Genomic DNA, 15,339 nt, shown 5'->3' on the forward strand with positions numbered 1-15,339 from the left:
TCCTAGTACCAGTTGTGGGCCTGCCAGAACGACCAGGCGCCACAGGGGCTGCCGTAGCGGCTGTTCATGTAGCTGAGGCCCCACTTGATCTGGGTGGCCGGGTTGGTGCGCCAGTCGGCACCGGCCGAGGCCATCTTGGTGCCCGGGAGCGCCTGGACCAGGCCGTACGCGCCGGAGCTCTTGTTCGTCGCGGTGTAGTCCCAGCCGCTCTCGCGCTTCACGATCTGGCTGAAGCACTGGAACTGGGCGTCGTTGCCGACGATCTGCCGCGCCATGTCCTGGACGGAGCCGGGACTGACCGAGACGGGGGGCGCGCTGTCGTCGACGGCGGTCATCGCCGAACGGGCCTTCGACCGGTTGGCGGCCTCGGCCTTGCGCTGGTCGTCGGCAGCCTTGGCAGCCTTCTCCGCGTCGGCCTTGGCCTGGGCATCGGCCTTCGCCTGGGCGTCCGCGGCGGCCTTCTGGCGCGCGGCCTCCTCGGCGGCCTTCTGCTCCGCGGCGGCCTTGGCGGCGGCGTCGGCGGAGGCCTGCTGGGCGGATGCCTGCTGGCCGATGTTGTCACTGATGGTCTGCGCCTGGGCGCCAGAGGGGACTTCGGCAAGCAGGGTCGCGCCGGCGGCGACATCGACCGTCTGCGTGGTCTTGCCCTCGCTGCCCGAGGCCATGCCCACGACGGCACCGACTGCGGTGACGGCGGTGGCGGAGGCCACAGCAACTCCCCGGACCGAGATCCGAGTCACATGGATTCCTTCCAGCATCGCCCACGCGTGACCGTACGGGCGTTACATGCCCCTTGGCACGGACCTCCCACAGTGCTCTGGTCACGGGAGGTGCTGGCCCGGCGTCCGGCCGAGGTGAGGCGACCGGGCGTTGGAATCGGGCGGCGTACGGCTCATCGGTTTTCAATTGTGCGTCCACCGACCGGAGTTGGCGGACCTTCCGGGCCTGACTTCCGGAGTCCGGAAGCCCTGCCGCGCCGTACGCGGGGCCTGACAGAACCCTCACCATGCCGCACCGGGCGCTGTCGACGCAATTCCCGCCCGCGTGGCGCATGTCACATTCACCGCCCGGGAGTTCCCCGGACGGAAAGCCACTCGATGTGATGAAACGGATGGGGCCCGCTCCGTCAGGAGCGGGCCCCGGGGCACCAGTTGACCGTATTGTCCGACTATGTCCCGATCAGGGACGGATCACGGGTGGATGTCCTCCAGCATCTCCGTGACCAGCGCCGCGATCGGCGAACGCTCCGAGCGCGTGAGCGTGATGTGGGCGAAGAGCGGGTGGCCCTTCAGCTTCTCCACCACGGCCACCACCCCGTCGTACCGGCCCACCCGGAGGTTGTCCCGCTGCGCCACGTCGTGGGTGAGCACCACCCGCGAGCCCTGGCCGATCCGGGACAGCACCGTCAGCAGGACGTTGCGCTCCAGCGACTGCGCCTCGTCCACGATCACGAAGGCGTCGTGCAGCGAGCGCCCCCGGATGTGGGTCAGCGGCAGCACCTCCAGCATCCCGCGGGAGATGACCTCCTCGATCACGTCCGGCGTGGTGACGGCGGAGAGGGTGTCGAAGACCGCCTGCGCCCAGGGGCCCATCTTCTCCGCCTCGGAGCCCGGCAGGTAGCCGAGCTCCTGGCCGCCGACCGCGTACAGCGGCCGGAAGACCATCACCTTGCGGTGCTGCCTCCGCTCCAGCACCGCCTCCAGACCCGCGCACAGCGCCAGCGCCGACTTGCCGGTGCCGGCCCGGCCGCCCATCGACACGATGCCGATGTCCGGGTCCAGCAGCAGGTCCAGCGCCACCCGCTGCTCGGCGCTGCGCCCGCGCAGCCCGAACGCCTCGCGCTCCCCGCGCACCAGCCGGACCCGGCCGTCGCCGGTGACCCGGCCGAGCGCGCGGCCGCGCTCCGAGGTGAGCACCAGCCCGGTGTGGACCGGGAGCTCGTCGGCGCCGTCGACGTCCACCCCGGCCTCGTGCCCGGCCGAGAACAGCGCGTCCACCTGGTCGGCCGGGACGTGCAGTTCGGACATGCCCGTCCAGCCGGAGGTGATCGCCAGCTCGGCCCGGTACTCCTCGGCGAGCAGACCGACCGAGCTGGCCTTGATCCGCAGCGGCAGGTCCTTGGAGACGACGGTGACGTCGTAGCCCTCGGCCTGCAGGTTGCGGGCGACCGCCAGGATCCGGGTGTCCGCCTCGCCGCCGCCTGCGCGGTAGCCCGCCGGCAGTATCGACGTGTCGGAGTGGTTGAGCTCGACCCGGATGGTGCCCCCGAGCTCCCCCACCGGGATCGGCTCGTCGAGCCGGCCGTGGCGGATCCGGTAGTCGTCGAGCAGCCGCAGCGCCTGGCGGGCGAAGTAGCCCAGCTCCGGATGGTGCCGCTTGGCTTCCAGCTCGGTGACGACCACCACGGGGAGGACGACCTCGTGCTCCTCGAAGCGGGTCATGGCGAGCGGGTCCGCCAGGAGCACGCTGGTGTCGAGAACGTACGTGCGCCGGTCTGGTGTCCGGCGGCTCTTGGAACTGACCACTAGGCCTCCAGAGCGGATGACCCTGCGTCATCCGCGGCAAGCCGGCCCCGCTGCCCCGGTGGCCTCGGGACCGGACTGACTGGAGTATTCCCAGGCGGGGGGCGGTGCATTCGCGCCCCCGGAGAACTGACGGATCATTGTCGGTGAACGTTTGGCCTCGGCCCGGAGCCGGGTAGGCCAGGCCTACGGCGGTCATTTCGCCCCGAGGCCGGGGCCGGGGTCCCGGCCTCGGGGCCTCCGACGCGGGACGGGTGGGCCCGGGGCAGGACCGACCCGGGTCCGGCGTAGGACCGCTGTGGGACTGCCGTGGGACCGCTGTGGGACTGCCGTGGGACCTGCGGGACCGACGTGGGTCCGACGTGGGGTTAGAGGCCCATCCGCCGGTGGCGCTGCTCGAACGCGCGCAGGGCGCGCAGGAAGTCGACCTTGCGGAAGGCCGGCCAGTACGCCTCGCAGAAGTAGAACTCGCTGTGCGCGCTCTGCCAGAGCAGGAAGCCGGACAGCCGCTGCTCGCCCGAGGTGCGGATGATCAGGTCCGGGTCGGGCTGGTTGCGGGTGTAGAGGTGCTCGGAGATGTGCTCGACGGTCAGGACCTCGGCCAGTTCCTCGATCGAGGTGCCGCGCCCGGCCTGCTCCTGGAGCAGCGAGCGGACGGCGTCGGCGATCTCGTGCCGGCCGCCGTAGCCGACCGCGACGTTGACCGTGATGCCGTCGATGTCGGCGGTCTCGTCCGCGGCGCGCTTGAGCACGTCGGCGGTGTGCTGCGGGAGCAGGTCCAGCGCGCCGACCGGGTGGACCCGCCAGCGGCGGGCGGCGGCCAGGCCGGTGACGGCGTCCTCGATGATGCCGAGCAGCGGGACCAGCTCGTCGGCCGGGCGGTCCAGGTTGTCGGTGGAGAGCATCCAGAGGGTGACGACCTTGACGTGGGTCTCGTCGCACCAGCCGAGGAACTCGGTGATCTTGTCGGCGCCGCGCTGGTGTCCGTACGCGGTGGACCCGCCGGTGGCCTTGGCCCAGCGGCGGTTGCCGTCCAGGATCACGCCGATGTGGTGCGGAGTGCGCGCGAGGTGGACCTCGACCCGGCGGCCGTAGAGCCCGTACATCCCGCCGAGCAGGGTGCGCAGCCCCGGCGTCCGTTCCACGACATCGCGCAGACCCATGGTTCCCGGACCCCTCCGTGCTCGTTCAGCTGGTGCGTCAACGCCCCGGCGCAGCCTACTCCCGCACGCAGGTGCACGGTAAAGCCGCAGGTAGCGGTCTGGTCACGGTCCTGTGCGAAGTCTGTCGCGAGGGGCGTGCCGGGGGTCGCGAGGCGGTCCTCCGGAGGCCGCGGGGGCGTCGGGAAGGGGCCGCGCGGGGGTCCCGGCGGTGCGGACACGGAACGGTCTCCGAATCCTTAACGGAACCGTAAGCCGACGTTCCGATGCTTGACGACCCGCAATGGTCTAGTCCAGCTTTTGATCCGGGACGGAACGATCCGCTCACCGGTCCCGAACCGGTCCCCGATCAGTCCCGAACCGGCTCGTCCTTGACGCAATGCCCTCCCCCACACGCGGCCGCCGCGCCCCCCACCGCGGCGGCCGCTCCTCCCCCAGGAGCGTCGCCCCATGGCCCGTACGCTGAACCAGCCCTCGCACAAGCGGCGGCGCAGCCCCCTCCCGGCCGTCGCGGCCGGCGCCACCGCCCTCGCCCTGGCCGGCGGCGGGCTGGCCCTGTTCGCCGGCGGCGCCAGCGCCGCGGTCGGCAACCTCGTCACCAACGGCGGCTTCGACGGCGGGCTGGCCGGCTGGAGCTGCGCCGGCGCCGCGACCGCCGTCTCCTCGCCGGTCCACTCCGGCACCGGCGCCCTGCAGGCCACCCCGGGCGCCGGCGACACCGCCGAGTGCACCCAGACCGTCAGCGTGCTGCCCAACACCAGCTACACGCTGAGCGCATGGGTCCAGGGCCCGTACGTCTACCTCGGCGCGCGCGGCGCCGGCGGCACCGACCCGTCGACCTGGTCGAACCAGAACAGCTGGAACCAGCTGTCCACCACCTTCACCACCGGGGCGAACGCCACCAGCGTCACCCTCTACCTGCACGGCTGGTACGGCCAGAGCGCCTACCTCGCCGACGACGTCGCGCTGATCGGCCCCGGCGGCACCGGCACCCCCTCGCCGACCGCCACCCCCACGTCCACTCCCACTCCCACGCCGACCGCGACGGCCACCGCCACGCCCACCAGGACGGCGACCCCGACCGCGACGCCGACCCCCACGGTCACTCCTACGGGAACGCCCACCGCCACCCCGACCGGCACCACTCCGCCGGCCACCGGCCTGCCGGCGCACGCGGTCACCGGCTACTGGCAGAACTTCGACAACAACTCGACCCCGCAGCGCCTGAGCGACGTCCAGAGCGCGTACGACATCATCGCGGTCTCCTTCGCCGACGCCGTGCCGACCCGGGCCGGCGCGATCAGCTTCACCCTGGACCCGGGCCTGTCCAAGGCGCTCGGCGGCTACACCGACGCCCAGTTCCGCGCCGACGTCAAGGCCAAGCAGGCGGCGGGCAAGAAGGTCGTCCTCTCCATCGGCGGCCAGAACGGCGCGATCACCGTCGGGGACGCCACCGCCGGCGCCAACTTCGCCGACAGCGCCTACGCGATCATCAAGGACTACGGCTTCGACGGCATCGACGTCGACCTGGAGAACGGCGTCCAGGCCGGTCCGCTCGGCGACGCGCTGCACGCCCTGCAGGCCAAGGCCGGCTCCGGCTTCGTCCTGACCATGGCGCCCGAGACCATCGGGATGTACGACACCTCCGGCGCCTACTTCCAGCTGGCGCTGAGGACCAAGGACATCCTCACCGTCGTCAACACCCAGTTCTACAACTCGGGCGGCATGAACGGCTGCGACGGCAAGGTCTACAACCAGGGCACCATCGACTTCATCACCTCGCAGGTCTGCACCCAGATCCAGGGCGGCCTGCGGCCGGACCAGGTCGGCATCGGCGTCCCGGCCTCCAGCCGGGCGGCGGGCGGCGGCTACGTCCCGCCGGCCGTGGTGAACAACGCGCTGGACTGCCTGGCCACCGGCAACAACTGCGGGAGCTTCGTGCCGCCGGCCAAGTGGCCCACCATCCGCGGCGCGATGACCTGGTCCACCAACTGGGACGCCAACAACGGCAACGCGTTCTCCAACGCGGTCGGCCCGTTCGTCCACAAGATGCCGTAGTCGCCCCGCACGACACGCCTCTCGGACTCACCTCCCCCGGCGCGCCGCTCCTTGAGGGTGGGGCCCGCGCGCCGGCGGCGGGGCCCGCCGTACCGGACCGGTACGGCGGGCCCTTCCGCGTCCGTCCCCTCCGACCGCCGACCGCCGTGGGCCGCGGGCCGCGGGGCGCGGGCTATCCGGCCAGCACCGCGGTGAGCGCCCCGAGCAGCAGGAACGGGCCCACCGGGACGTCGAGTCCGCGCACCGGGCGCCGACGGACCAGCGCGGCGGCGGCCCGCAGCACCGCCCAGACGCCGGCCAGCACCACCGCCGCGAACAGCCCGCCGAGCGCCACCGACCAGCCGTACCAGCCGAGGAGCCCGCCCAGCGCGAACCCGAGCGGGGAGTCGCCGGGCCCCAACGCCCGGGCCCAGACGGCCAGTTCGAGCACCGCCCCGACCGCGATCGCCACCAGCAGGCAGCGCGGCAGCACCCCGGGGCGCCCCTCGGTGACCGCGGCCACCGACAGCAGCACGGCCACCCCGCCGAGCAGCGGCACGGTCAGCCGGTACGGCAGCCGGCGCACCCGGGCGTCGACGAAGCCGAGCGCCACCCCGAGCGCGGCCGCCCAGGCCAGCGCCGCGGCGACCGGCCCGTCCGCCGCGTACGCCACGGCGACGGCGACGGCCGCCGCGACCGGCTCCACCGTCCACGGGCCCACGCCCAGCCGCTCCCGGCAGCCCGGGCAGCGCCCGGTCGGCGGCAGCAGAAGCACCCCGCGCCCGCACGACGGGCAGGTCTCGCACCACGGTTCGCCCTCCGGCACGGCGAACCTGGCGACCAGCCCGCGCAGCGGCACGGCCGCCAGGAGACCGACCAGCACCGCCGCGACCACGACCGGTACCACCGGCGCACCCCCTCCTCGATCGAGCACCGGCCACATCCTCCCGCGCCGGGCGGTGTGCCGTCCGCTCCCGGAGGCGTCGTCCGAGCGCGGGGCAATGCGCCGCTCGGTGTGCCGTCCGTCTCGTTCCGGGCCGCGACCGGCCCGCGTTCCTCGCGTACGGGAGCATTCCGGACACCGCACGCACCCTTTGGAAGGCCCGCCGACGCCCCCGCCTGCCGATCCAAGGAGGCCCCTCGGACCCCCTCGGATCACCTTCCCGGAGAGCCGCCGCAGCGGTCGTCCGTACCCCTAAAGTAGTCAGACATGCAGGTCATCCAGTCCAGCAAGCTCGCCAATGTCTGCTACGACATCCGTGGCCCGGTGCTCGACGAGGCGATGCGGCTGGAGGAACAGGGCCACCGCATCCTCAAGCTCAACACCGGCAACCCGGCCACCTTCGGCTTCGAGGCGCCGCCGGAGATCCTCCAGGACATCCTGCGCAACCTCTCCACCGCGCACGGGTACGGCGACTCCAAGGGCCTGCTCTCCGCCCGCCGCGCGGTGGTCATGCACTACGAGGACCGCGGGCTGCACGGCCTCTCCGTCGACGACGTCTTCCTGGGCAACGGCGTCTCCGAGCTGATCCAGCTCGCGATGACCGCGCTGCTGGACGACGGCGACGAGGTGCTCGTCCCGGCGCCGGACTACCCGCTGTGGACCGCCTCGGTCTCGCTGGCCGGCGGCACCGCGGTGCACTACCGCTGCGACGAGCAGTCCGAGTGGTACCCGGACCTCGCCGACATCGAGGCCAAGGTCACCGACCGGACCAGGGCCATCGTGGTGATCAACCCGAACAACCCGACCGGTGCGGTCTACCCGCGCGCGGTGCTGGAGGGGATCGCGGAGATCGCCCGCCGGCACGACCTGGTGGTCTACGCGGACGAGATCTACGACAAGATCCTCTACGACGACGCCGAGCACGTCCCGCTGGCCACCCTGGCCCCGGACCTCTTCTGCGTCACCTTCAACGGCCTCTCCAAGGCGTACCGCGTCGCGGGCTTCCGCTCCGGCTGGATGGTGCTGTCCGGCGACCGGAGCCGGGCCCACAGCTACATCGAGGGCCTCACCGTGCTCGCCTCGATGCGGCTGTGCGCCAACATGCCCGCCCAGCACGCGGTGGCCGCCGCGCTCGGCGGCCGGCAGTCGATCCGCGACCTGGTGCTCCCGGGCGGCCGGCTGCTCGCCTCGCGCGACGCCGCGTACGAGCTGCTGAACCAGATCCCGGGCGTCAGCTGCGTCAAACCCAAGGGCGCCCTGTACGCGTTCCCGCGGCTGGACCCGAAGGTCCACAAGATCAAGGACGACGCCCAGATGGTGCTCGACCTGCTGCGCTCCCAGCGCATCCTGCTGGTCCAGGGCACCGGCTTCAACTGGCCCGAGCCGGACCACTTCCGGCTGGTCACCCTGCCCCGCGCCGAGGAGATCACCGACGCCGTGACCCGTATCGGCGACTTCCTCTCGGGCTACGCACAGCCGTGATCGACGGCCGTCGAACGCGTGTAGGATTCGCGCGCGTCGGTGGCTCGGCGCCCCACGTCCGAGCCCTGGGGGGCGGACCGGCCAGGTCGTGACGGCGGTCCGGGCCGACGCGGATCCGGGCGCCGCCGGCGGCCCCTTCCTGCCCTCCGTGCCCCACTCACGCAAGGGAACGGACCGCTCCACATGCCTCGCACCAGACTCTCCCGTGCCCGGGCGGCCGCCGCCGTCGCCGGTACGGCCGTCGCCCTGCTCGCCGCCCTGCCGGCCACCCCGGCCAGCGCCCTCAACGGTGGGTTCATCGCCCCCAAGGCCAGCACCCTGGTGAACGCCCACAGCGGCAAGTGCCTGGAGATCGCCGACTGGCGCACCGACAACGGCGCCCCCGCCCGCCAGTGGGACTGCCACGGCGGCGCCAACCAGATGTGGGACTTCGTGCCGCTCGAGGGCGGCTACGCCCTGGTCAACCGCTTCTCCGGCAAGTGCCTGGAGATCGCCGACTGGTCGCAGGACGACGGTGCCCCGGCCCGCCAGTGGGACTGCCACGGCGGCTGGAACCAGCACTGGAACTACGCCGGCTCCATCGGCTCGCAGAACGAGCTCGGCCTCCAGAACCTCAACTCGGCCGCCAAGCTGGAGATCGCCGACTGGCGCACCGACAACGGCGCCCCCGCTCGCCAGTGGCGCAGCCAGGCCCCTTACGTCCAGGACGGGAACAAGGCCTGGATCACCGCGATCAAGCGCACCTGATCCCTCGCCGCCCGGCCGTCGCGGACACCCGCCGCGGCCGGGTCGGCCCCGGCCCGACGCGGCCGAGGTCCGCGCGGGCGGGCTGGTCCGGAAAGCACTACGGCCGGAGTCCCTGGCCGGACGATCTCCTTGGTCGGGGAAAGATCGTCCGGCGGAACTCCGGCCGTCCTGTCGCTCGGCGGGTGCGCGGTTCGTGCCGCGCGCCCGCCTCTCGCTCGGTTGAGGCTCAGGCTCAGCCGAGGCGCGCGACCAGGCTCCGGTACTCGTCCCACAGCTCCTTCGGCGTGTGGTCGCCGAAGGTCTCCAGGTGGGCCGGCACGAGGGCGGCCTCCTGGCGCCAGATGTCGGCGTCCACGGTGAAGAGCAGGTCGAGGTCCTCCTGGGACAGCTTCAGGTCGCCGAGGTCGAAGCCCTCGACGGTCGGCAGCACGCCGATCGGGGTCTCCACGCCCTCGCCGGTGCCCTCCAGGCGCTCGACGATCCACTTCAGCACGCGGCTGTTCTCGCCGTAGCCGGGCCAGACGAACTTGCCCTCGGCGTTCTTGCGGAACCAGTTGACGTAGTAGATCTTCGGCAGCTTGGCGGCGTCCGCCTGGGCGCCGACCTTCAGCCAGTGGGCGAAGTAGTCGCCCATGTTGTAGCCGCAGAACGGCAGCATCGCGAACGGGTCGCGACGCAGCTCGCCGACGGTGCCCTCGGCGGCGGCGGTCTTCTCGGAGGCGATGTTGGCGCCGAGGAAGACGCCGTGCTGCCAGTCGAAGGACTCGGTCACCAGCGGGACGGCGGTGGCGCGGCGGCCGCCGAACAGGATCGCCGAGATCGGCACGCCCGCCGGGTCCTCCCACTCGGGGGCGATGGTCGGGCACTGCGCGGCCGGGACGGCGAAGCGGGCGTTCGGGTGGGCGGCCGGGGTGCCGGACTCGGGGGTCCAGTCGTTGCCGCGCCAGTCGGTCAGGTGCGCCGGGGGCTCCTCGGTGAGGCCCTCCCACCACACGTCGCCGTCGTCGGTGAGGGCGACGTTGGTGAAGACCGTGTTGCCCCAGAGGGTCTCGATGGCGTTGGCGTTGGTGTCCACGCCGGTGCCGGGGGCGACGCCGAAGAAGCCGGCCTCGGGGTTGATGGCGTACAGACGGCCGTCGGCGCCGAAGCGCATCCAGGCGATGTCGTCACCGATCGTCTCGACCTTCCAGCCCGGGACGGTCGGCTGGAGCATGGCCAGGTTGGTCTTGCCGCAGGCCGAGGGGAAGGCGGCCGCGACGTACGTGGGCTGCGCCTCGCCCGTGGGGCCGGCCGGCGGGGTGAGCTTCAGGATGAGCATGTGCTCGGCCAGCCAGCCCTCGTCGCGGGCCATGGTCGAGGCGATGCGCAGCGCGTAGCACTTCTTGCCGAGCAGGGCGTTGCCGCCGTAGCCCGAGCCGAAGGACCAGATCTCCTTGGTCTCCGGGAAGTGCGAGATGTACTTGGTGGTGCTGCACGGCCACGGCACGTCCGCCTCGCCCTCGGCGAGCGGGGCGCCGACGGTGTGCACGGCCTTGACGAAGTCGCCGTCCTCGCCGAGCTGGTCCAGCACCGCGCGGCCCATCCGGGTCATCACGCGCATCGAGACGGCGACGTAGGCGGAGTCGGTGATCTCGACGCCGTACGCGGCCAGCGGGGAGCCGACCGGGCCCATCGAGAAGGGCACGACGTACATCGTGCGGCCCTTCATCGCGCCGCGGAACAGCCCCTGCTCGCCCTGGAAGACCTCGCGCATCTCGGCGGGGGCCTTCCAGTTGTTGGTCGGTCCGGCGTCCTTCTCCTGCTCGGAGCAGATGTAGGTGCGGTCCTCCACGCGCGCCACGTCCGTCGGGTCCGAGGCGGCGTAGTAGGAGTTGGGGCGCTTGTCCTCGTCGAGCTTCTTGAAGGTGCCCTGATCCACCAGCAGGTCCGCGAGGCGGTGGTACTCCTCGTCGGAACCGTCGCACCACTCGATGCGGTCCGGCTGGGTGAGCTCGGCGATCTCGCTCACCCAAGCGAGCAGCTGCTTGTGGCGGGTGGGCGCGGATGCGCTGAGAGCAGAGATCTCGTACGACACGATCGCTCCGTTTCACGCCATCTCGGCGAAGAGACGGCGTTGCGGGGGTCTGAGGGTGCTTGCAGCGTAGCTCCGGGCCCAAGGCCGGAACGCCCCCCAGCGTCGAAATTGACGCATCTTTTACTACAGTAAGTATGATTACTGGCCAGTAGCAGGTCACTCACGTCCGGGACGGAGTGGGCGGGGCCACACTCCAAATACTCCAAAACGTCTAAGAGTGATGATCGCCACTTCCTACGCGCGAGTAACCTACGGATGCGTAGGTAGCCGGTAGCATGCTGCCCATGACTGCTGCCGCTCTCGCCGAGAGCCTCGCGGAGGGCCCTGCCGAGCACAGGGAGAGCAAGCCGAAGTGGCGCGGCTGGCTGCATGCCGGGATGTTCCCGGCCACGGTGGCCGCCGGGATCGTGCTGATCTGCCTGGCCGACTCCACACCTGCCAAGATCGCGTGCGCGATCTACTCGGCCACCGCCTGGCTGCTGTTCGGGGTCAGCGCGGTGTACCACCGCTTCGACTGGGGCCCGCGCGGCGACGCCGTGCTGCGCCGGCTGGACCACGCGAACATCTTCCTGATCATCGCGGGCACCTACACGCCGTTCACGATCCTGCTGCTCAAGGGCGCGAGCCAGCAGCTGCTGCTCTGGGTGGCCTGGGGCGGCGCGCTCGCCGGGATCGCGTTCCGGGTGTTCTGGGTCGGCGCGCCGCGCTGGCTGTACACCCCGGTGTACATCGCGCTGGGCTGGGCCGCCGCGTTCTTCCTGCCGGACTTCCTGCACGCCGGCGGGGTCGCCGTACTGGTGCTGATGATCGTCGGCGGAGTGCTCTACAGCATCGGCGGCGTGGTGTACGGGCTCAAGCGGCCCGATCCGTCACCGCGCTGGTTCGGCTTCCACGAGGTGTTCCACGCCTTCACCCTCGGGGCGTTCATCGTGCAGTACGTCGGCGTCTCACTGGTGGCGTACAGCACGGCCGGCTGAACCCGGCGCTCCACGACGGGCGGTCGCACGGTCCACGGACCGGGCGGCCGCCCGTTCCGCCGTCCAGGGCCGCTCGTACGGGGCCCGGATCTGCGGGCGGCGCGCGTACGGAGCGTGGTCGGCCGCGCCCGGCTCCGAATGCGGGGCGGCGTCCTGGTGCCCTTCCGGCACCTCGGGCGACTCGAGCGCCTCGGGCGACTCGAGCGCCTCGGGCGACTCGCTCCCGCCGTGCCCCTCGTGGACCCGGTACCCGGCGCGCCCCCCGCGCTCCTCGTACGCGTCGTACCGGTCGTAGGCCTCGTGCTCCCGACGCCCCTGGTGCTCGGCCCGCGCCGCCCGCGCCGCCCGCGCCGCCCGCGCCGCGTGTTCCGCGGGCGACGACGGCGTGGGCAGCGCCGCCGGCGCCGGCCGCACCACGGAGGCGGAGCCGCCGCGGGCCTGCCGGGCGTCCAGCGCCTCGCGGGCCCGGCGGCAGCGCTCGCAGTGCGCGGCGTCCGGGACGCCGCGGCGCGGACGGTGCCGGACCGGGGCCGGCCTGCCGTGCAGGGCCCGCCAGCGGCGGCCGACGTAGACCATGAGCAGCACGGTCTCGACCCCGGCGACCCCCAGGACCAGCAGGGCGCCGTTGATCAGATAGGCCGCGACCACGGCCAGCGCGGAGGCCACCACCGCCGCCGCGCCCCACACCTGGGCGCTCGCCCGCCTGTCGTCCGTGTCGGCCACTTCGGCTCCCCTTTCCCCGGTGCCGGGCTCGTGGTCGGCTCCTGCCGCCCCACCCCTTCTCCGCTCTCGGCACGTGTCGGCCAGCACTGACCGATTGCCACATCGTATCTACCGTCAGTCACTCCGAACCGCCCTCGGGGGGCGAACGACAGATCAACGTTGCGTCAATTCCTTGTGCTGAAGCAGCACTTCCAGGACACACCACGGAGCGTGACGGGGTGACGACCGCACTCATCATGTTGACTGTCGCCATCTTTTGAGAGTTACTGTCATTTGAGAGGAACTTCCACAGAAGCGCCCTGGAGGCCACCGTGCCCGCCGCACCGCCCGCCACCGTCACCGACACCACGGCCGTCGCCGCACCCGACCCACGCCGCCGGCTCGCCCTGATCGCCGTCGCCCTGAGCGTCCTGGTGATCAGCTTCGACATGACGATCCTCAACGTCGCCCTGCCCACGCTCGCCTCGCAGCTGCGGGCCACCACCGGCCAGCAGCAGTGGATCGTCGACGCCTACACCGTGGTCTTCGCCGCCGCGATGCTCCCGGCCGGACTGCTCGGCGACCGCTTCGGCCGCCGCCGCACGCTCACCGCCGGGCTCGCGCTGTTCGCCCTGGCCTCCGTCGTCGGCATGCTCACCCACTCCCCCGCCACCCTGATCGCCGCCCGCGCCGGGATGGGCCTGGCCGGCGCGCTGGTCATGCCGATGTCCCTGGCGGTGATCCCCGGCCTCTTCCCGCCCGCCGAACAGCGCCGGGCCACCTCGGTCCTGGCCGCCGCGCTCGCCGCCGGGGCCCCGCTCGGCCCGCTGATCGGCGGCTTCCTGCTGCAGCACTTCTGGTGGGGCTCGGTCTTCGCGATCAACGTCCCGCTGACCGCGATCGGCATCGTCGCCTGCGTGCTGCTGCTGCCCGAGAGCCGCAACCCCACCGCGCCCCGGATCGACCTGATCGCCACCGTGCTCTCCGCCACCGGCCTCGGCGCACTCACCTACGGCATCATCGAGGGCTCCGAACGCGGCTGGACCGACCCGCTGGTGCCCGCCACCCTGGCCGGCTCGGTGCTCGCCCTCACCGTCCTGGTACTGCGCAGCCGCCGCCGGCGGGAACCGATGCTCGACCTCGCCCTGCTCGCCGACCGGACCTTCCGCTGGTCCTCCGGCGCGGCGACGCTGATCTCCTTCGTCCTGTTCGGCGCCTTCTTCGTGCTCCCGCTCTACTTCCAGAGCGTGCTCGGCACCGACGCCCTCGGCAGCGGGCTGCGGCTGATGCCGATGATGCTCGGACTGATCGCGGCCGCCAAGCTCACCGACCCGCTGGTCGACCGGCTCGGCGCCCGTACGGTGATCGTCCTCGGCCTGGCCGTGCTCGCCGCCGCCCTGCTGTTCGGCAGCCGGACCGGCGCCCACGACGGCTACGGGCGGGCCGCGCTCTGGCTCAGCGTGCTCGGGATCGGCATGGGCCTGTCGCTGATCACCGCCCAGGCCTCCGCCCTGGCCACACTGCCGGCCGCCCGGGCCGGGGTCGGCTCCGGACTGCTGCAGACCCTGCGGCAGGTCGGCGGCGCACTCGGCATCGCCGTCTTCGGCAGTCTGCTGTCCGGGGTCTACCGGGGTGCGCTGGACACCGGCGGGCTGCCCGCCGAGGCCGCGCACCGGGCCGGGGAGTCGGTGGTCGCCGCCGACGCGATCGCCCGGGCCGGGGGCGGGCCGGCGCTCGGCGCCTCCGCCCACGCGGCGTACGTGCACGGCATGGGGGTGGTGCTGCTGGTCTCCGGGCTGGTCGCGGTGGTCTCGGCGGTGCTGGTCGCGGCCCGGATGCCCGGGGACGGCGCCACCGCCGCCCGCGGTCGCGGCGGCCCCGCCCACTCGGATCCCCCTACCGCCGCCGGAGATCACGGATAATCGGAGGCATGACGCCCCAGCGACCGACCGCGGCCCCTCCGGACGCCCCGACCAACCCGGTCCAGGCGATACTGGAGGCGCCGCTGTCGCTGCGCGAGCGCAAGAAGCTGAAGACCCGCCAGACCATCCGCCGCGAGGCGTACCGGCTGATCGACGAACAGGGCTACGAGAACACCACGGTGGAGCAGATCGCCGCCGCCGCCGAGGTCTCGCCGTCCACCTTCTTCCGGTACTTCGCCACCAAGGAGGACCTGGTCCTCTCCGACGAGTACGACCCGGCGATCATCACCGCCCTGCTGGCACGGCCCGCCGGGGAGCCCTTCCTCACCTCCTGCCGGAAGGCCATGGGTGACCTGATCCACCAGCTGCTCGAGCACGAGCGCGAGGAGCTGTTCACCCGGATGCGGCTGGTCACGGAGGTCCCCGCGCTGCGCGCCGGGGTCTACCGCAGCAGCAACAACCCGCAGCAGCTGTTCCTCACCGTGCTCACCCGGCGGGCCGGCGTCGAGGAGCCCACCTTCGAGATGCGCCTCACCGCCGCCGCCGTCGCGGCCGCCACCACCGAAGCCCTCCTGCGGTGGGCCGCGAGCGACGGCCGGGAGGACATCGCGGACCTGGTCGACCACACCTTCGCGGTGCTGGGGAGCGGCTTCGCCGGGGTCTGACCCCGGTACGTCCGGGTGTGGCCCCTGCTCCGGGTGTGGCCCCTGTAGACGTGACCCCTAGAGAGGGGAGAGCAGCGCGGCACAGGGGAGAACAGCGGGGCCCGGTCC

General features: G+C 72.4%; 12 protein-coding genes. 6 read left to right on the forward strand and 6 right to left on the reverse strand.

The features are described 5' to 3' along the window. Positions 1-2: 2 nt before the first annotated feature. The 3 genes from ACYP53_RS05000 to ACYP53_RS05010 form a co-directional block, all read right to left on the reverse strand. A complete protein-coding gene (locus ACYP53_RS05000; RefSeq protein ID WP_459646717.1) occupies positions 3-740 on the reverse strand; it encodes an aggregation-promoting factor C-terminal-like domain-containing protein in 738 nt (245 codons plus the stop codon). 450 nt (positions 741-1,190) lie between these two features. Then, the gene (locus ACYP53_RS05005; protein WP_189915516.1) at positions 1,191-2,525 is read right to left on the reverse strand and encodes a PhoH family protein; all 1,335 of its coding nucleotides are present in this window, start codon (positions 2,523-2,525) and stop codon (positions 1,191-1,193) included. Between the two features lie 365 nt (positions 2,526-2,890). Continuing rightward, positions 2,891-3,685 (reverse strand): isoprenyl transferase, encoded by a 795-nt coding sequence (locus ACYP53_RS05010; protein ID WP_189915514.1) that lies wholly within the window; start codon positions 3,683-3,685, stop codon positions 2,891-2,893. Between the two features lie 447 nt (positions 3,686-4,132). On the opposite strand from ACYP53_RS05010, the gene ACYP53_RS05015 reads away from it, so the two are divergent. After that, positions 4,133-5,740 (forward strand): chitinase, encoded by a 1,608-nt coding sequence (locus ACYP53_RS05015; protein WP_459646718.1) that lies wholly within the window; start codon positions 4,133-4,135, stop codon positions 5,738-5,740. A 172-nt stretch (positions 5,741-5,912) separates the two neighbouring features. Here the strand turns inward: ACYP53_RS05015 and ACYP53_RS05020 are convergent, their stop codons facing one another. Continuing rightward, the gene (locus ACYP53_RS05020) at positions 5,913-6,653 is read right to left on the reverse strand and encodes a prepilin peptidase (RefSeq protein ID WP_459646719.1); all 741 of its coding nucleotides are present in this window, start codon (positions 6,651-6,653) and stop codon (positions 5,913-5,915) included. Between the two features lie 276 nt (positions 6,654-6,929). On the opposite strand from ACYP53_RS05020, the gene ACYP53_RS05025 reads away from it, so the two are divergent. Both ACYP53_RS05025 and ACYP53_RS05030 read left to right on the forward strand, forming a co-directional pair. Beyond that, on the forward strand, positions 6,930-8,144 hold the full coding sequence (locus ACYP53_RS05025) for a pyridoxal phosphate-dependent aminotransferase (RefSeq protein ID WP_459646720.1): 1,215 nt from the start codon (positions 6,930-6,932) through the stop codon (positions 8,142-8,144). 183 nt (positions 8,145-8,327) lie between these two features. Continuing rightward, the gene (locus ACYP53_RS05030) at positions 8,328-8,891 is read left to right on the forward strand and encodes an RICIN domain-containing protein (RefSeq protein ID WP_459646721.1); all 564 of its coding nucleotides are present in this window, start codon (positions 8,328-8,330) and stop codon (positions 8,889-8,891) included. A 232-nt stretch (positions 8,892-9,123) separates the two neighbouring features. Here ACYP53_RS05030 and ACYP53_RS05035 read toward each other — a convergent pair whose 3' ends face one another. Continuing rightward, entirely contained in the window at positions 9,124-10,965 is a 1,842-nt protein-coding gene (locus ACYP53_RS05035; protein ID WP_189915504.1) for a phosphoenolpyruvate carboxykinase (GTP), read from the reverse strand. 284 nt (positions 10,966-11,249) lie between these two features. On the opposite strand from ACYP53_RS05035, the gene trhA reads away from it, so the two are divergent. Next, positions 11,250-11,942 (forward strand): PAQR family membrane homeostasis protein TrhA, encoded by a 693-nt coding sequence (gene trhA / locus ACYP53_RS05040; RefSeq protein WP_229928504.1) that lies wholly within the window; start codon positions 11,250-11,252, stop codon positions 11,940-11,942. Here the strand turns inward: trhA and ACYP53_RS05045 are convergent. Next, positions 11,913-12,665, reverse strand: coding sequence for a hypothetical protein (locus tag ACYP53_RS05045; protein ID WP_459646722.1), 753 nt, complete (start codon positions 12,663-12,665; stop codon positions 11,913-11,915). The two genes, trhA and ACYP53_RS05045, sit on opposite strands and share 30 nt — an antisense overlap. A 428-nt stretch (positions 12,666-13,093) precedes the next feature. Between ACYP53_RS05045 and ACYP53_RS05050 the strand changes: the two genes are divergently transcribed. Both ACYP53_RS05050 and ACYP53_RS05055 read left to right on the forward strand, forming a co-directional pair. Beyond that, entirely contained in the window at positions 13,094-14,566 is a 1,473-nt protein-coding gene (locus tag ACYP53_RS05050; RefSeq protein WP_459647953.1) for an MFS transporter, read from the forward strand. A gap of 8 nt (positions 14,567-14,574) precedes the next feature. Further along, positions 14,575-15,231, forward strand: coding sequence for a TetR family transcriptional regulator (locus ACYP53_RS05055; RefSeq protein ID WP_189915493.1), 657 nt, complete (start codon positions 14,575-14,577; stop codon positions 15,229-15,231). The last annotated feature ends 108 nt before the right edge of the window (positions 15,232-15,339 follow it).

This window comes from Kitasatospora sp. Ki12, assembly GCF_054601375.1.